The 16911-nt window shown below is 63.1% G+C and carries 14 protein-coding genes; 8 read left to right on the top strand and 6 right to left on the bottom strand.

The window, feature by feature from the left end; genetic code table 11:
• Positions 1 to 66: 66 nt before the first annotated feature.
• The 3 genes from torA to SSARUM2_RS16510 form a co-directional block, all read right to left on the bottom strand.
• Positions 67 to 2541 carry a trimethylamine-N-oxide reductase TorA gene (torA, locus tag SSARUM2_RS16520; RefSeq protein ID WP_033648002.1) on the bottom strand — a complete coding sequence of 825 codons (2475 nt, stop codon included), beginning with the start codon at positions 2539 to 2541 and terminating at the stop codon, positions 67 to 69.
• 12 nt (positions 2542 to 2553) lie between these two features.
• A complete protein-coding gene (locus tag SSARUM2_RS16515) occupies positions 2554 to 3714 on the bottom strand; it encodes a NapC/NirT family cytochrome c (RefSeq protein WP_033648001.1) in 1161 nt (386 codons plus the stop codon).
• Positions 3715 to 3946: 232 nt separating this feature from the next.
• Positions 3947 to 4369, bottom strand: a complete 423-nt coding sequence (locus SSARUM2_RS16510) for an NUDIX domain-containing protein (protein WP_033635266.1) — start codon at positions 4367 to 4369, stop codon at positions 3947 to 3949.
• Positions 4370 to 4616: 247 nt separating this feature from the next.
• Between SSARUM2_RS16510 and fruB the strand changes: the two genes are divergently transcribed.
• Genes fruB through fruA form a run of 3 tightly spaced genes read left to right on the top strand, consistent with a single transcriptional unit; the run spans position 4617 to position 8385 of the window.
• Positions 4617 to 5750, top strand: a complete 1134-nt coding sequence (gene fruB / locus SSARUM2_RS16505; RefSeq protein WP_033647999.1) for a fused PTS fructose transporter subunit IIA/HPr protein — start codon at positions 4617 to 4619, stop codon at positions 5748 to 5750.
• A complete protein-coding gene (gene fruK / locus SSARUM2_RS16500; protein ID WP_004935702.1) occupies positions 5747 to 6688 on the top strand; it encodes a 1-phosphofructokinase in 942 nt (313 codons plus the stop codon). Before fruB ends, fruK begins: the two co-directional genes overlap by 4 nt.
• Before the next feature lie 11 nt (positions 6689 to 6699).
• Positions 6700 to 8385 (top strand): PTS fructose transporter subunit IIBC, encoded by a 1686-nt coding sequence (gene fruA / locus SSARUM2_RS16495; RefSeq protein WP_033635263.1) that lies wholly within the window; start codon positions 6700 to 6702, stop codon positions 8383 to 8385.
• Positions 8386 to 8445: 60 nt separating this feature from the next.
• Here the strand turns inward: fruA and nfo are convergent, their stop codons facing one another.
• On the bottom strand, positions 8446 to 9285 hold the full coding sequence (nfo, locus tag SSARUM2_RS16490; RefSeq protein ID WP_033635262.1) for a deoxyribonuclease IV: 840 nt from the start codon (positions 9283 to 9285) through the stop codon (positions 8446 to 8448).
• 99 nt (positions 9286 to 9384) lie between these two features.
• On the bottom strand, positions 9385 to 10458 hold the full coding sequence (locus SSARUM2_RS16485; RefSeq protein ID WP_060438467.1) for a YeiH family protein: 1074 nt from the start codon (positions 10456 to 10458) through the stop codon (positions 9385 to 9387).
• Between the two features lie 193 nt (positions 10459 to 10651).
• On the opposite strand from SSARUM2_RS16485, the gene SSARUM2_RS16480 reads away from it, so the two are divergent.
• The 3 genes from SSARUM2_RS16480 to SSARUM2_RS16470 all read left to right on the top strand — a co-directional run bounded on the left by SSARUM2_RS16480 (position 10652) and on the right by SSARUM2_RS16470 (position 13519).
• Positions 10652 to 10849, top strand: a complete 198-nt coding sequence (locus SSARUM2_RS16480; protein ID WP_033647996.1) for a hypothetical protein — start codon at positions 10652 to 10654, stop codon at positions 10847 to 10849.
• A 106-nt stretch (positions 10850 to 10955) separates the two neighbouring features.
• Positions 10956 to 11822, top strand: a complete 867-nt coding sequence (gene yieE, locus SSARUM2_RS16475) for a DNA-binding transcriptional regulator YeiE (RefSeq protein ID WP_016926991.1) — start codon at positions 10956 to 10958, stop codon at positions 11820 to 11822.
• A 218-nt stretch (positions 11823 to 12040) separates the two neighbouring features.
• Positions 12041 to 13519 carry an amino acid permease gene (locus tag SSARUM2_RS16470; RefSeq protein ID WP_033635259.1) on the top strand — a complete coding sequence of 493 codons (1479 nt, stop codon included), beginning with the start codon at positions 12041 to 12043 and terminating at the stop codon, positions 13517 to 13519.
• A gap of 45 nt (positions 13520 to 13564) precedes the next feature.
• Here SSARUM2_RS16470 and SSARUM2_RS16465 read toward each other — a convergent pair whose 3' ends face one another.
• Entirely contained in the window at positions 13565 to 14665 is a 1101-nt protein-coding gene (locus tag SSARUM2_RS16465; protein ID WP_039565091.1) for a diguanylate cyclase, read from the bottom strand.
• 362 nt (positions 14666 to 15027) lie between these two features.
• Here SSARUM2_RS16465 and SSARUM2_RS16460 point away from each other — a divergent pair, with 362 nt between their 5' ends.
• Together SSARUM2_RS16460 and SSARUM2_RS16455 are read left to right on the top strand one after the other, a co-directional pair.
• Entirely contained in the window at positions 15028 to 16110 is a 1083-nt protein-coding gene (locus SSARUM2_RS16460) for an iron ABC transporter permease (RefSeq protein ID WP_031300718.1), read from the top strand.
• Entirely contained in the window at positions 16107 to 16895 is a 789-nt protein-coding gene (locus SSARUM2_RS16455) for an ABC transporter ATP-binding protein (RefSeq protein WP_033647994.1), read from the top strand. The genes SSARUM2_RS16460 and SSARUM2_RS16455 overlap by 4 nt, the downstream gene beginning before the upstream one ends.
• Positions 16896 to 16911: the final 16 nt, after the last annotated feature.

Below are 16911 nucleotides of genomic sequence, written 5' to 3'. Positions count from 1 at the left end.
GTCGCGCGGCGACGAGGAAAAAAGGGGCGCGTTACGCGCCCCAGTTTATCGCGGGTTATCGCGGGATCAGGCGCCTTGCGGCACCGCGTGCGCGGTATTTTTCAATACCGGCCCCCGATACTTCTCGATCTGCAGCTGCGCCATCTGCCCGCAGTTGCCCTGCGCCAGGCTGGAAGAGCCGATGTCGAAGGTCAGGCAGTTGACGTTGCCGTTCTTGCACAGCGAGCCGGGCTGCGCCGGATCGGCCGGATCGAACCAGGCGCCTTCGCTGATGCGCACTACGCCTGGCCGCACGTCTTCGCTGACCACCGCCCCCACCAGGATCTGGCCGCGATCGTTGAACGCCCGCACCAGATCGCCGCCGCTGATGCCGCGCGGCTGCGCGTCCTGCGGGTGGATCAGGATCGCTTCACGATCCGCTACCGCGTATTTCTCGCGCAGCGGCGTGTTGTCGAGCTGAGAGTGCAGCCGGTTGGTCGGGTGCGCGGTATTGAGCGACAGCGGATACTTGGCCGCTTCCGGCCCGCGATACCACTCGTGCGGCGGCATCCAGGTCGGGATGCCGGGGCAATCCTCGTAATGCATTTTGGCGATGGCGTCGGAGTAGATCTCGATCTTGCCCGACGGCGTGCCCAGCGGGTTCAGCAGCGGGTTGTCGCGATAATCGGCAAAGCGCACCCACTGCTTGTTGGCCTCCGGCACCGGGAAGCGCACGTAGTTGTTGGATTGCCAGAACATGTCGAACGGCGGCAGCGCCACCCGGGCGGCGCGCGCCTGGTTTTTCATGTCGTCGTACATGCCTTTCAGCCACTGGGTTTCGTCCTTGCCCTCGGTAAAGGCCTCCTGCACGCCCAGCCTGGCCGCCATCGCCGAGAAGATGTCGAAGTCGCTGCGCGACTCGTGCTGCGGCGGCACGCATTGATGCATTGGGAACACGTAGAGCTGCGAATAGTCGCCGCCCATTTCCAGATCGTTGCGCTCGTAGCTGGTGGTGGCCGGCAGCACGATGTCGGCATGCTTGGCGGTGGCGGTCCAGTAAGGCTCGTTGACCACGATGGTGTCCGGCCGCTGCCAGGCTTTGACCAGGTTATTGGTGTCCTGATGCTGGTGGAAGGTGTTGCCGCCCGCCACATACACCATTTTCACCTCGGGGTAGGTGACCTTGGCGCCGTTGAAGTCGATGGTTTTGCCCGGGTTGCTCAGGCATTCGGCGATGCGCGCCACCGGGATCGGCGCCGGCGAGTTCTTCGGCGCGTTGCCGGCGGAGATGCCGGCGATGATGCCGCCCTTGGCGGTCGGGCTGCCGCCGGAGGAATAGTGGTAGCTGAAGCCGAAGCCGCCGCCCGGCAGGCCGATCTGGCCGAGCATCGCCGCCACCGTCACCAGCAGCCAGTGCTGCTGTTCGCCGTGGTGCTGGCGCTGAATGCCCCAGCCGCCCATGATCATGGTACGGTGTTTCGCCATCTCGCGCGCCAGTTGGCGCAGCGTGTCGGCATCGACGCCGCTGATGTCGGCCGCCCATTCGGCGGTTTTCGCTACGCCGTCGCTCTCGCCCAGCAGGTAGGCCTGGAACTTGTCGAAGCCGACGGTGTAGGTTTTCAGGAAGTCCGGGTTATGCAGCTTCTCGGTCAGCAGCGTGTGGGCGATGCCGATCAGCATGGCGCCGTCGGTATAAGGGCGCGGGGCGATCCACTGCGCATTGACGAACTTGGCGCTGTCGCTGTGCACCGGATCGATGCTGATCACCCGGGTGCCTTTCTTCTTCAGCGCCTCGAAGCCGGTCTGGCCGACGTGATCCGGCACGTTCCAGCTGTTTTTCAGCGTGACCATCGGGTTGCAGCCCCACAGGATCACCAGCTCGCTGTTCTCAATTACGTTCGGCCAGGCGGTCTGCTGTTCGTAGACCTCCATCGAACCGACCACGTGCGACATGATCACCTGCGCCGCGCCGGTGGAGTAGTCGCCGGCGTAGCCGAGGAAACCGCCGGTCAGGTTCATCAAGCGTTGCAGCAGCGTGCGGCTGTTGTGCAGCATGCCGACGCTTTTCCAGCCGTAGGAACCGGCGTAGATCGACTGCGGCCCGTGATCTTTTTGCAGGCGAGTGATTTCATTGCACACCAGCTCGGTCGCTTTGTCCCAGCTGACGCGCACCCACTCGTCGCGGCCGCGCAGCTCGGTGCGGCTGCCGGGGCCGCCCTCCAGCCAGCTTTTACGCACCATCGGGTATTTGATGCGGTTCTCGGCGTGCACCTGATAAGGCGCCATGGCGATCAGCTCATTCGGATAGGGATCGTCCTGCACCGGCTGCACGCCGACCATCTTGCCGTCCTGCACGATGGCCTCGAACGCGCCCCAGTGGGCGCCGGTCAGAATGCCTTTTTGCGCCTGACGCAAGGCGATGAACTGCGGCAGCGCTTCGCTGATGGCCTGCGCCAGCGCCGCTTTGGGCCATAAGCCCGCCAGCAGCGGGGCGGCGGCCAGCGCGGCGGCTCCGGTCAGGAAGCGGCGGCGGCTCATGGTTAACGGTTGTTGGTTGCTCATTGCGCTTCTCCCTTAAAGCTTGGCCGGTGCGGCAGGTGGCATGTCGCTGGCGTGTTTTTGTACGTATTGCGTCAGCACGCGCAGCTGTTCCTGCGTCAGCGAGGTGCGCGGCGCCATGCCTTTGATGACGCCAATCCATTGGTTGGCGTTGAAGCGATCGAGCGCGGTCAGCCCGTGGCAGCCGGTGCAGTTGGCCGACATCATGTCCGCGGCGTAGCGCCAGATTTTTTGCTGATCGTCAATCAACTGTTTACGCGGCAGCCACACCTGCAAAGAGACCTGATGCCAGACCAGGCCGGTTTCCGCATCGGTCTGGGTGGAGGCGGTCTTCAGCTGTTGGCGCGCGTCTTCACCCAGCAGCACGCTGAGGATGCGTTTGCCCTGCGCGGCGTAGAACACTTCGCTGACCCCGTCCTGCTGCCAGCCGCTCACGGTGGCCAGCACCTTGTCGCCATCCTGCTTCACCACCTGCACTTCGGTGGAAGGCATCAGGTTGCCGGCGTTATGGCTGTCATCCGCGCTGAGGAAGAACGGTTCGGTGGCGATGGTGTAGAGGGTGGTGGCGTCCGGTGCGGTCAACGCCGCGGCCTTCGCCAGCTCGGCGGCGCCGGCCTGGGTTTCGCCGCTCATGTCCGGCAGGATGTGGGCCACGCCCTTATGGCAATCGATGCAGGTCTCGCCCTGTTTGATCGCCACCGGGTGCTGCAGGCGCGCCTCAGGGCGCTGGGCGGTGATGTCCATGGCGTCGTAGCTGTGGCAGGAGCGGCAGGTGGCCGAGTCGTTCTCTTTCAGCGTTTTCCAGACCGACTGCGCCATCGCCAGCTTGTGCGCTTCGTATTTTTCCGGCGTATCGATGGTGCCGACCATTTCGCCGTAAATGTCTTTCACCGCGCGGATTTTGGTCCACAGGTAATCGATCGGCTGGTGCGGCACGTGGCAGTCGGCGCACTCGGCGCGGATGCCCTTGGTGTTCTGGAAGTGAACGCTGCCCTGATATTCGGCCAGCGGCTGTTGCATGGTGTGGCAGGAAACGCAGAAGGCGGTATCGCTGGTTTTATGGAATACGGTGGCGGTCCCGGCCAACAGCGCCGCGCCGAGGATAATCCCCAGCAGCAAAAGCCATAGCCATCCCCACCGGCGCTTTTTTTCAAAGCCAGTCAGTTTTTTGCTCATGGTAAACCCGCTTATAATTATGAATTTAAAATAAAATCTTGCCAAAAGGCCGCCGACCGGAGGTCAGAATGCCACGTCGATTGCAGGGGTAATATAGAAGAGGGTTAACCCCATAGGGTTATCCGTAGTCAAAAAAAGGGCATATATCGCAAAAAATAGCGTTATATTCTGGTGTATATAGCGATGAGTTCGAGCGGCAGGGGAAGCGAACGCAGGACGCGTTCGCGATGGCTCAGGCCGTGGGCAAATAGGGCTGGCCGCTCAGCCATAGCCGGATGGCGGTGCGGCTGGCTTCGAAATGCGGTTCCGGCAGGGCGTCGGGCGCGCACCAGCGCCACTCGGCGCACTTTTCGGGTTCTTTCAACTCGGCGCTGCCGCCGGGGTGATCCACCTGCAGGCAGACAGACACCGTGTGTTTGCCTTCGGCGCGCCAGGTTTGCAGATTGTTGCTGACGCCCACGAAGCGCGGCGGATCGATGAGCAGCCCGGTCTCTTCGGCGATTTCGCGCCGGGCGCACTGCTCGAAGGTTTCACCGGCCTCCAGATGCCCGCCGGGGATCGACCAAAAGGGCGCATGGGAACCGCAGCGCTTGCCCAACAAAATCTCGCCCTGCGGGTTGACGATGATCACCCCGACGCCGGTCACTACGTTCATGCTTTTCTCCGTCAGCAAAGTTTCAGCACAGTATGTCATTTTGCCCCGGCGCTGACCAATGCGCCGGCGAAAGTGTGCGTAAGCTCAAAAATCTGCAATGGCAAAAGGGAGAAAGCTTGCTTTCGCCTTGCGCTGCTCACACACTCCTTGAAACGTTTCAGCGTTATCCGGCCGCTTGTGGCGAGCGGGTAACGCTCCTTTTTCTCAATGAAGCTGAAACGATTCAATTCAGCAGGAGAGGAGAATCATGTTCCAGTTGTCACCGCAAGACATTCATCTGGGCGCCGCTGCCGCCGATAAGCAGGAGGCCATCCGCCAGGTGGCCGCCGCCCTGACCGAAGCCGGCTGCGTCAGCGCCGGTTACGTGGACGGCATGCTGCAGCGCGAACTGCAGACGTCCACCTATCTGGGCAACGGCATCGCCATTCCGCACGGCACCACCGATACCCGCGATCTGGTGCTGAAAACCGGCGTGCAGGTGTTCCAGTTCCCGCAGGGCATCGCCTGGGGCGAAGGCCAGACCGCCTATGTGGCGATCGGCATCGCCGCCCGTTCCGACGAGCATTTGGCGCTGCTGCGCCAGCTTACTCACGTGCTGAGCGATGACGGCGTGGCGGAGCGGCTGGCGAAAACCACCTCCGCGGAAGAGCTGCGCGGCCTGCTGATGGGCGAGCAGCAGAGCGCCGAATTCCAGTTCGACGTTTCGCTGATTGCGCTCGACGTCGCGGCCGACAGCCTGATGACGCTGCAGGCGCTGAACGCCGGCCGGCTGCAAAAGGCCTGCGCGGTCAATGCGCAGTTCGTCAGCGATGCCATTACCCGCAAGCCGCTGAACCTGGGGCAGGGCATCTGGCTGAGCGACAGCGTTGAAGGCAACCTGGCCAGCGCGGCCACCGTCAGCCGCCCGGCGCAGGCTTTCGTGGAAGACGGCGAGCCGGTGGCGCTGCTGCTGACGGTGTCAGTCGCCGACGCGCAGCCGCTGGCGGTGCTCAACTACCTCAGCGACCTGCTGCTGGCCAACAAAGCTGAACGCCTGCTGAAGGCGGATGCCGCCGGGGTGCTGGCGCTGCTGACCAGCGAAGTGGCCGAGGAGAGCAGCGTGCTGAGCGCCGAGTTCGTGATCCGCAACGAGCACGGGCTGCACGCGCGGCCGGGTACGGCGCTGGTCAACGTGATCAAAAGTTTCAACAGTGACATCACCGTCACCAACCTGGACGGCAGCGGCAAGCCGGCCAACGGGCGCAGCCTGATGAAGGTGGTGGCGCTGGGCGTGAAAAAAGGGCATCACCTGCGCTTTACCGCCAATGGAGAAGATGCTGAAGCCGCGCTGAAGGCGATCGGCGAAGCGATTAATGAAGGACTGGGCGAGGGCGCAGCATGAGCAGAAGAGTAGCAACGATCACCCTGAACCCGGCGTACGATCTGGTGGGGTTTTGCCCGCAGATCGAACGCGGGGAAGTCAACCGGGTAAAAACCGCCGGCCTGCACGCCGCCGGTAAGGGCATCAACGTCGCCAAGGTGTTGAAGGATTTGGGCATCGACGTCACCGTCGGCGGCTTCCTGGGCAAAGACAATCAGGACGGTTTCCAACTGCTGTTCAGCGATCTGGGGATCGCCAACCGCTTCCAGGTGGTGCCGGGCCGCACCCGCATCAACGTCAAGCTGACGGAAAAAGACGGCGAAGTCACCGATTTCAATTTCTCCGGTTTTGAAGTGACGCCGCAGGACTGGGATCGCTTCGTCAGCGACTCGCTGAGCTGGCTGGGCCAGTTTGACATGGTGGCGGTGAGCGGCAGCCTGCCGGCCGGCGTCGATCCCGATGCCTTTACCGACTGGATGACCCAGCTGCGCGCCAAATGCCCGTGCATCATTTTCGACAGCAGCCGCGAAGCGCTGGTCGCCGGGTTGAAGGCCTCGCCGTGGCTGGTGAAGCCGAACCGCCGCGAGCTGGAGATCTGGGCCGGCCGCCCGCTGCCGGCGCTGGCGGACGTGGTCGAGGCCGCGCATGCGCTGCGCGAGCAGGGCATCGCCCACGTGGTGATCTCCCTCGGCGCTGAAGGCGCGCTGTGGGTTAACGCCTCCGGCGCCTGGATCGCCAAACCGCCGTCCTGTGAGGTGGTCAGCACCGTGGGCGCCGGTGATTCGATGGTCGGCGGCCTGATTTACGGCCTGCTGATGCGCGAATCCAGCGAACACACCTTGCGTCTGGCCACGGCGGTAGCGGCGCTGGCGGTCAGCCAGAGCAACGTCGGCGTGACCGATCGTCCCCAGTTGGCCGCGATGATGGCGCGCGTCGATCTGAAACCTTTCAATCAATAGCAGGAGGCAGAATGAAAACGCTGCTGATGGTAGACAGTTCGCTGGGGCAGGCCCGTGGCCACCTGGCGAAACGCATGCTGGAGGCCGCCGCGGCCAAAACCGGCCTGACGCTGGTCGAGTCGCTGCAGGACGCCGAACTGGTGGCGGTGGCGGGGCAGTCGGCCCCGGCTGACGCCGGGCTGAACGGCAAATTGGTGTATGTGGGCGATGTAGAACAGGCGGTGCGTGAACCGGACGCTTTTCTGGCGCGCGCCAAGGCCGAAGCTGAAACCTATCAGGCGCCGCAGGCTGCGGCGCCGGTGAAAGCCGGTGGGCAAAAACGCATCGTGGCGATCACCGCTTGCCCAACCGGCGTGGCGCATACCTTTATGGCGGCCGAAGCCATTGAAAGCGAAGCGAAGAAACGCGGCTGGTGGGTGAAGGTGGAAACGCGCGGCTCCGTCGGCGCCGGCAACGCCATCACCCCGGAAGAGGTGGCGGCGGCGGATCTGGTGATCGTCGCGGCGGATATCGAGGTGGACCTGGATAAATTCGCCGGTAAGCCGATGTACCGCACCTCCACCGGCCTGGCGCTGAAGAAAACCGCCCAGGAGCTGGACAAGGCGCTGGCCGAGGCCGAGGTGTTCCAGCCGCAGCAGCGCGGTAGCGCGGCGCCGGCGGGTAAAAAGAAAGAGGGCAACGGCCCGTATCGCCACCTGCTGACCGGCGTGTCCTACATGCTGCCGATGGTGGTGGCCGGCGGCCTGTGCATCGCGCTGTCGTTCGTGTTCGGCATCAAGGCGTTTGAAGTCAAAGGCACGTTGGCGGCGGCGCTGATGCAGATCGGCGGCGGCTCCGCCTTTGCGCTGATGGTGCCGGTATTGGCCGGTTTCATCGCCTTCTCCATCGCGGATCGCCCTGGCCTGACGCCGGGCCTGATCGGCGGCATGCTGGCGGTGAGCACCGGCGCCGGGTTCCTCGGCGGCATCATCGCCGGTTTCCTGGCGGGTTACGTCGCCAAGGCGATCAGCAGCAAGCTGCGCCTGCCGCAGAGTATGGAAGCGCTGAAGCCCATCTTGATCATTCCGCTGGTGGCCAGTCTGATCACCGGTCTTATCATGATTTACGTGGTCGGCACGCCGGTGGCGAAAATCATGGAAGGCCTGACTCATTGGCTGCAATCGTTGGGCACCGCCAACGCCGTGCTGCTGGGGGCGATCCTCGGCGGCATGATGTGTACCGACATGGGCGGCCCGGTGAACAAAGCGGCCTACGCCTTCGGCGTGGCGCTGCTCAGCTCCTCGGTGTATGCGCCGATGGCGGCGATCATGGCGGCGGGCATGGTGCCGCCGCTGGCGATGGGGCTGGCGACGCTGCTGGCGCGCCGCAAGTTCCCGAAATCCGAACAGGAAGGCGGCAAGGCAGCGCTGGTGCTGGGGCTGTGCTTCATCACCGAAGGGGCGATTCCGTTCGCCGCCCGCGACCCGATGCGCGTGCTGCCGTGCTGCATTGCCGGCGGGGCGCTGACCGGCGCGCTGTCGATGGCGTTCGGCGCCAAGTTGATGGCACCGCACGGCGGGCTGTTCGTGCTGCTGATCCCGGGCGCAATTTCGCCGGTGTTGCTGTACCTGGTGGCGATCGCCGCCGGTACGCTGCTGGCGGGCGTGGCTTACGCCCTGCTGAAACGTGCTGAAGTGCCGGCGGCCAGCGTGGCGTAACGGCGTCCAGCCATAAAAAAACCGGAGCCCAGGCTCCGGTTTTTTCGTTTTGGCGCCGCGTTACTGCTGCGCTTTCAGCCAGGCGATCTCTTCCGCCCAGATATCCGGGTTTACCGTTTCCAGAATCAGCGGGATATTGTCGAAGCGCGGATCGCGCATGATGTAGCTGAACACCGTTTTGCCGATGTTGCCTTCCCCCAGGCTATGGTGGCGGTCGACGCGGCTGTTGAACTCGCTCTTGGCGTCGTTCAGGTGCATGCCGCGCAGGTAGTTGAAGCCGACGATGTCGCCGAGCTGTTTGAAGGTGTGTTCGCAGTCTTCTTCGGTACGCAGATCGTACCCGGCGGCGAAGGCGTGGCAGGTGTCGATGCAAACGCCGACGCGGCTTTTGTCTTCCACGCCGTCGATGATCGCCGCCAGGTGCTCGAATTTGAAGCCCAGGTTGCTGCCCTGGCCGGCGGTGTTTTCGATCACGGCCGTCACGCCGGCGGTTTTATCCAGCGCGATGTTGATCGATTCGGCGATGCGCGCCAGGCACTTGTCTTCATCGATTTGCAGCAGGTGGCTGCCGGGGTGGAAGTTCAGCAGCGTCAGCCCCAGCTGTTCGCAGCGCTGCAGCTCGTCGATGAACGCCTCGCGCGATTTTTCCAACGCGTCGGCCACCGGGTGGCCCAGGTTGATCAGGTAGCTGTCGTGCGGCAGGATCTGCCCCGGCCCGAAGCCGTACTGGGCGCAGGCGCTCTTGAACTTATCGATCACGTCGGCGGCCAGCGGCGCGGCCTTCCATTGACGCTGATTTTTGGTGAACAGGGCGAACGCGGTCGCCTCCAATTCGTGCGCGCGGATAACCGCCTGATCCACGCCGCCTGACGCGCTGACATGTGCACCGACAAACTTCATCTTCATTCTCCTGTGTTATCGGTGACATTATGGCATTGATGGCGGGCGGAATAAATGCGGCCCGCCGAAGCGAGCCGCAGAAGGGGCAGAAGGGAGTGATTAGAGCCAGTGTTGCACCAGCTGGTTTATCGCGCCGCCGCCGACCAGCAGCCAGACGAACAGCAGCGTGGCCAACAGAATAGGTTTCATCCCGGCCTGGCGCACGGCGCTGATGTGGGTGGTCAATCCCAGCGCCGCCATCGCCATCGCCAGCATCCAGGTGTCGGCGGTGATCAGGTGCTGCACCAGCGTGGCCGGCAGCAGGTTGAAGGAGTTCAGCCCGGCGACGGCGATAAACAGCACGGCAAACCACGGAATGGTAATCGCGGATTTTTCCGCCTTGCCTACGCCGCCGCGGCTGATGTAGCCCGACAGCAGCAGCAGGAACGGCGCCAGCATCATCACGCGGATCATCTTGGCGATCACCGCCGCATTTTCGGCGTCAGGCCCGATGGCGTGCCCGGCGGCGACCACCTGAGCCACTTCGTGGATGGTGGAGCCGGCGTAGATGCCGAAGGTTTCCTGGCTGAACGGCAGCCACTGGAAGTGCTCGTTCAATTGATACAGCCACGGGTAGGCGAAGATCGCCAGGGTGCCGAACACCACCACGGTCGAGACCGCCACCGCCACTTTGCTGGAGTCGGCCTTCAGCACCGGCTCGGTGGCCATCACCGCCGCCGCGCCGCAAATGCTGCTGCCGGCGCCGATCAGCATCGCGGTCTGGCTGTCGATGCCGAACACTTTCTTGCCGAGCCAGCAGGCCAGCAGGAAGGTGGTGGTCAGGGTCAGCGCATCGATGATGATGCCGCTGGCGCCCACGTCGGCGATTTGCTGAAAGGTCAGGCGAAAGCCGTACAGGATAATGCCCAGACGCAGCAGGCGTTGTTTGGCCAGCTGTACGCCGCCGTGACAAACGGTTTGCCAGCGGGGATACAGCGTGTTGCCCACCAGAATGCCGAACAGGATCGCCAGCGTCAGCGCCCCCAGGCCCAGCTCCGCCACCCAGGGAATGTCGCCGGCCCAGACGGCCAGCGCGGTGAGCGCGCCGGTCAGCGCCAGCCCCGGCACCAGCCGCGGCAGGCCGAACAGCGGAAAGCGTCGCTCGGGGTAAGTATGAGTGGTATCAGTCGCCATAAAAGTCAGTCCTTCAGTCTGTTTCTTGCTGCCAAGAGTACGTTTGGGCTGAATAAAAGAGAAATTGATTATATATTTATAACCTATCTGAATAAGTGGTATGGCGTCAGGCATTGGCATACAGCCGCATTGCGGCTAGGGTGAGGAGGAGCGGCGAACCGCCGTCAACTTTCCAACTGAACAGGAGCAGGCGATGGATACCGACGATCAACGCAGAGAGCAGATAGACCGGGAAGTGGGCCGCGCGGTGCGGCGGTTGATTGAAGAAAACAAGGCGATCGACCGCGACCATCTCGTGGCGATGCTGCAATTGATACAGCGGGACGAAGCCGGCACGCCGCGCGAGGCGGCGCTGGCTGCGGCGGCGCAGCTGGTCGCCTTGGGTAAGTAGCGCGCCGAATTGGCCGTAAACGGGGTGGCCTCGCCGGGCTCCCCACAGCATGTTGACATCATTTTGCGGTTCTCTGGCAGAACCCTTTTTCATTACCGGGACGGCTATGCATATCACGTTGCGTCAACTGGAAGTCTTCACCGAAGTGCTGAAAAGCGGTTCGACCACTCAGGCCTCGGTGGTGCTGGCGCTGTCGCAGTCGGCGGTCAGCGCGGCGCTGGCGGATCTGGAGGGGCAGCTGGGCGTGCAGCTGTTCGATCGCGTCGGCAAACGGCTGGTGATCAACGAGCACGGCCGGTTGCTGTATCCCAAGGCGCTGGCGCTGCTGGAGCAGGCGGGGGAGATCGAGCAGCTGTTTCGCCATGACGGCGGGGCGTTGCGCATCGCCGCCAGCAGCACCATCGGCAACTACATGCTGCCGGAGATGATCGCCCGTTACCGCCGGGATTTTCCGGCCACGCCGCTGGAGCTGAACGTCGGCAATAGCCAGGACGTGATCGTGGCGGTGGCGGATTTCCGCGTCGATCTGGGGTTGATCGAAGGGCCTTGCCATATGCCGGAGCTGGTGACGCAGCCGTGGCTGGAGGACGAGCTGGTGGTGTTCGCCGCGCCGGACAACCCGCTGACCCGTCAGCCGCCAACGCTGGAGGCGCTGGCCAATGCCCCTTGGATCCTGCGCGAGCGCGGTTCGGGCACCCGTGAGGTGCTGGATCATCTGCTGTTGGCGCACCTGCCGCATTTCCAGCTGGTGATGGAGCTCGGCAACTCGGAGGCGATCAAGCACGCGGTGCGGCACGGCATCGGCATCAGTTGCCTGTCGCGGCGGGTGGTGGCGGAACAGCTGGCCAGCGGCGCGCTGGTGGAACTGCCGGTGCCGCTGCCGCCGCTGCGGCGCACCCTGTACCTGATCCGCCATCGGCAAAAGCACATTTCCAACGCCTTGCAGCGTTTTCTCAGCTATTGCGCGCTGTAATCGACAGCGCGTCACGCCCTCTGCTGCCGCGCAGGCCGAAGAAAGCATAAAAACCTGCGCGCGCTCACATTAATGAGAGTAAGTAAGGCCATAAGGGCCGCGGCTAATAATTGCCTCTGAATTATGAAGCTATCTTATATCAGTGCAATGTTGCTAGTTCACCGGCGGGTATTTGTTACAATCCGCCCTCATTTTTTCAAAGAGCAGATAGGGTACGAATGGCTCAGCAGGATATAAAAACATCGGGGCAGCAAGCACCCGGATTGCGCCGCGAGCTGAAAGCCCGGCATTTGACCATGATCGCCATCGGCGGCTCCATCGGCACCGGCCTGTTTGTCGCCTCGGGCGCCACGGTTTCTCAGGCAGGCCCCGGCGGGGCGCTGTTGTCTTACGCTCTGATCGGTTTGATGGTGTACTTCCTGATGACCAGCCTGGGCGAACTGGCGGCCTTTATGCCGGTTTCCGGTTCATTCTCCACCTACGGCGCCAAATACGTGGAAGAAGGCTTCGGCTTCGCGCTGGGCTGGAACTACTGGTACAACTGGGCGGTGACCATCGCCGTTGACCTGGTGGCTTCGCAATTGGTGATGAGCTACTGGTTCCCGGACACCCCCGGCTGGATCTGGAGCGCGCTGTTCCTCGGCCTGATGTTCCTGCTGAACTACATTTCGGTGAAAGGGTTCGGCGAGGCGGAATACTGGTTCGCGCTGATCAAGGTCAGCACCGTGATTATCTTCATCGCCGTCGGCGTGCTGATGATCGTCGGCATTCTGAAAGGCGGCGAGCACGCCGGCTGGCAGAACTGGACGATAGGGGACGCGCCGTTCGCCGGCGGCTTCTCGGCGATGATTGGCGTGGCGATGATCGTCGGCTTCTCGTTCCAGGGCACCGAGCTCATCGGCATCGCGGCCGGCGAATCGGAGAACCCGGGTAAAAACATCCCGCGCGCGGTGCGTCAGGTGTTCTGGCGTATTCTGCTGTTCTATATCTTCGCCATTCTGATCATCAGCCTGATCATTCCATACACCGATCCGAGCCTGCTGCGCAATGACGTGAAAGACATCAGCGTCAGCCCGTTCACCCTGGTGTTCCAGCATGCCGGCCTGCTGTCGGCGGCGGCGGTGATGAACGCGGTGATCCTGACGGCGGTGCTGTCCGCCGGTAACTCGGGCATGTACGCCTCTACCCGCATGCTGTACACCCTGGCGTCGGAAGGCAAGGCGCCGCGCATCTTCGCCAAGCTGTCGAAAGGCGGCGTGCCGCGCAACGCGCTGTATGCGACCTGCGTGGTGGCCGGGCTGTGCTTCCTGACCTCGATGTTCGGCAACCAGTCGGTTTACCTGTGGCTGCTGAATACCTCGGGCATGACCGGTTTCATCGCCTGGTTGGGCATCGCCATCAGCCACTACCGTTTCCGTCGCGGTTACATGCTGCAGGGGCGCGATCTGAACGACTTGCCATACCGTTCCGGGTTCTTCCCGCTGGGGCCGATCTTCGCCTTCGTGCTGTGCCTGATCATTACCCTGGGCCAGAACTACCAGGCCTTCCTGCAAGACAAGATTGACTGGTACGGCGTGACCGCCACCTACATCGGCATTCCGCTGTTCCTGCTGATTTGGTTCGGTTACAAGCTGTCGCGCGGCACCCGCGTCGTGAAGTACAGCGAAATGGAATTCCCGAAGATGGACGTGAAGTAATCTTCGGTGAGTGACACGCGGCGGGAGCTCCCGCCGCGTGTGGTTTTACTTTTTCCCGCCTTTGGCTTCCGCCAGTGCCTGCTGCGCCGAACTCATCAAATCTTCCACCGTCGCATAATCCTGCGTCAGTGCCAAAATGCCGGCGTTGAGTTGCATGTTCACCTCGCCGAACGCGCCAAAATCGTAGGGCGCTTCCAGCGGCGGCACAATGCGCGCCAGGAACTCGCTTTCCGCGCCGTAGGGCAGATCGTGCACCAGTATCAAAAACAGGCCGCCGGTGTAGCGGCAGACGTAGTCGCTGGGGCGGATCAGCGTCTTGAGGCGCTCGCCGACGGTGCGCAGCACGTCGTCGCCGATCTGCACGCCGTGGCTTTGGTAAAGCGCCGCCAGCGGGCCGAATTCAAGAATGAACAGGTGAGAGATTGGCTGTGTCGTACCAGGGCGGCAGATGTTGCGCATCACCGCCTCGCCGCCCGCGCGGTTGAGGAAGCCGGTCAGGCGATCGCGGTGGGACGCCTGCTGCTTCTCCCACGCCAGCGTGACGTGCTGTACCCGCTGGCGGTGGTAGCGCGCGATCATGCCATGGGCCAGCACCAGCCACAGCGGCGTGAGATCCGCCAGGACGAACAGGTTTTGCACGCGCGATAGCGGCGCCGCCAGCAGGTAGGGCAGCGTCAGCGCGATCACCTCAAGCAGCGCGAAACGCGGCGCGGCGGCATGGCGCTGCATCAGCCAGCAGGCCAGAGCGGTGATCGTCAGACCGGCGAACAGGATCAGCACAAAGCGGCCCGACAGCATCGCCAGCGCGGCGCTGGCGCCGACCAGCAGCATCCACAGCAACACCGTCACCAGCATGGCGTCCGGCCAGGCGGGTTGGCGCCTCTGTGCCAGCCAGGCGCGCCCGGCGGTCAGCAGCAGTAACAGCAGCAGCAGAACGATACCGACCAGCCGCTGGTTCAGCCAGGCGTACCCCACCAACAGCGCCGCCGGCCCCACGGCATTCAGCCAGGGAGTGAGAGGAGAGGGCGTCAGCGTGAGCCGCAGCTGGCGTTTAAACGGCTCGTCATCGGCGTGCAGCGGGCTGTGCAACAGCCAGTTCAGCAGCGCCGGGCGTTTGGGCGTTACCGCCGGAGATGGACTTCTCATTACAGCCTCGTCAATAAGGCCGCTCTTGCGGCGGCCTGAAGTTTTTTGCACGCTCGGTGCTGTGATTTTGGATTCTATGTGGTTTTTTCGTTATTTGTCAGAGTCTGGTCGGATCAGGAATAACTTTCAGAATAATGAACCTGCTGGCCGCAGCGGGGGTAAAGGCGATGGATTGAAGAATGGCGTGGAAAAACAATTTATTACATTTCGATAACGCCGTTTTCACCTATTGATATGATTGATAAGTATTATCGTTTGCTTTATTGTTGACGGCTGCGCGCAGGCTGTCGCCGCGCGCTTTCCGGTTTACGGCGGACGCTTTCGCGCCGCTGTCATGATGGTTGTAACAGGTATCTTAACGAATGAGCGTATCCACCGATCCCATGACTGACGCCAAGGGGCAACCCAACGCCGGCGTGATGGGGCGTTATCAGCATATTCTTCGCCATCGCCTGTTGATGATGGGCGTATTGGCACTGGCGATCCTGGGCTCGCTGCTGCTGGATTTCACCATGGGGCCGTCCGGGCTGTCGCTGTCGTCCTTATGGCAAACGCTGCTTGACCCCGCGGCGGCCGATGCCGGCACGCGGGTGATCGTCTGGGACATCCGCTTGCCTTACGCGCTGATGGCGGTGGTGGTGGGGTTTGCGCTCGGCCTGGCCGGGGCGGAAATGCAGACCATCCTGAATAACCCGCTGGCCAGCCCCTTTACCCTCGGCGTGTCTTCCGCCGCGGCCTTTGGCGCCGCGCTGGCGATCGTGCTCGGCATCGGCATTCCGGGCATTCCCGATCAGTGGTTCATCTCCGCCAACGCCTTTATCTTCGCGCTGTTCGCCGCGCTGATGCTCGACGGCATCACGCGCTGGACGCGGGTCGCCACCTCCGGCGTGGTGCTGTTCGGCATCGCGCTGGTGTTTACCTTCAACGCGCTGGTGTCGATGATGCAGTTCATCGCCAGCGAGGACACGCTGCAGGGGCTGGTGTTCTGGACCATGGGCAGCCTGGCGCGCGCCTCGTGGGACAAGCTGGGCATTCTGTTCGGCGTATTCGCCGTGCTGCTGCCGCTGTCGATGATGAGCTCGTGGAAACTGACCGCGCTGCGCCTGGGTGAAGACCGGGCGGTGAGCTTCGGCATCGACGTGCGCCGTCTGCGGCTGACCACGCTGCTGCGCATCAGCATCCTTTCGGCGCTGGCGGTGGCGTTCGTCGGGCCGATCGGCTTTATCGGCTTGGTGGCGCCGCACATCGCCCGCATGATCTTCGGCGAAGATCACCGTTTCTATCTGCCGGCCAGCGCGCTGATTGGCGCGCTGGTGCTGTCGATGGCCTCGGTGGCGTCGAAAAATCTGGTGCCTGGCGTGATCATTCCGGTGGGCATCGTCACGTCGCTGGTCGGGGTGCCGTTCTTCCTGAGCATTATTCTGCGCCACCGGGGGAACGTATGAGCCAGGGCCTGCGAATAGAACACTTCTCGGCGGGCTACCCGAAGCGCCAGGTGATCGACGATCTCTCGGTGCCGATGCTGCCGCGCGGGCAAATCACCGTGCTGCTGGGGCCGAACGGCAGCGGCAAATCGACGCTGCTGCGCTCGCTGGCCGGGTTGAACCCGGCGCAGGGCAAACTGTGGCTGGACGACGGCGATCTGATGCAGATGCCGTTCGCCCGTCGGGCGGAGAAAGTGGTGTATTTGCCGCAGTCGCTGCCCGCCGGGGTGCACCTGCACGTGCTGGAGTCGATCATCGTGGCGCAGCGCGCCTCGGGCGGCCGCAGCAACGCCGGCAGCGAAGCGGAAGTGATGGCTTTGCTGGAGCAATTGGGTATCGCCCACCTGGCGCTGAGCTATCTCGATCAGCTGTCCGGCGGCCAGAAACAGTTGGTGGGGTTGGCGCAGTCGCTGATCCGTCAGCCCTCGCTGCTGCTGCTGGATGAACCGCTGAGCGCGCTCGATCTCAACTATCAATTCCACGTGATGGATTTGGTGCGCCGCGAAACCCGCAAGCGCAACATCGTGACGGTGGTGGTGGTGCACGACATCAACATCGCGCTGCGCCACGGCGACCACGTGCTGATGCTGCAGGATGGCGATCTGATCGCCGACGGCGCGCCAGATCAGGTGATTACGCCGCAGAGCCTGGCGCGGGTCTACGGCGTGCGCGGGCGTATCGAGCGCTGTTCGCAGGGCACGCCGCAGGTGCTGATAGACGGTCTGGTGAACCAGCCGACGATTTAATCCAAGAAAAAGCCCG

The organism is Serratia sp. K-E0102 (genome assembly GCF_029962625.1).
GTDB classification, from domain to species: Bacteria; Pseudomonadota; Gammaproteobacteria; order Enterobacterales; family Enterobacteriaceae; genus Serratia; species Serratia sarumanii.
This window is presented reverse-complemented; position numbering and strand designations above follow the sequence as displayed.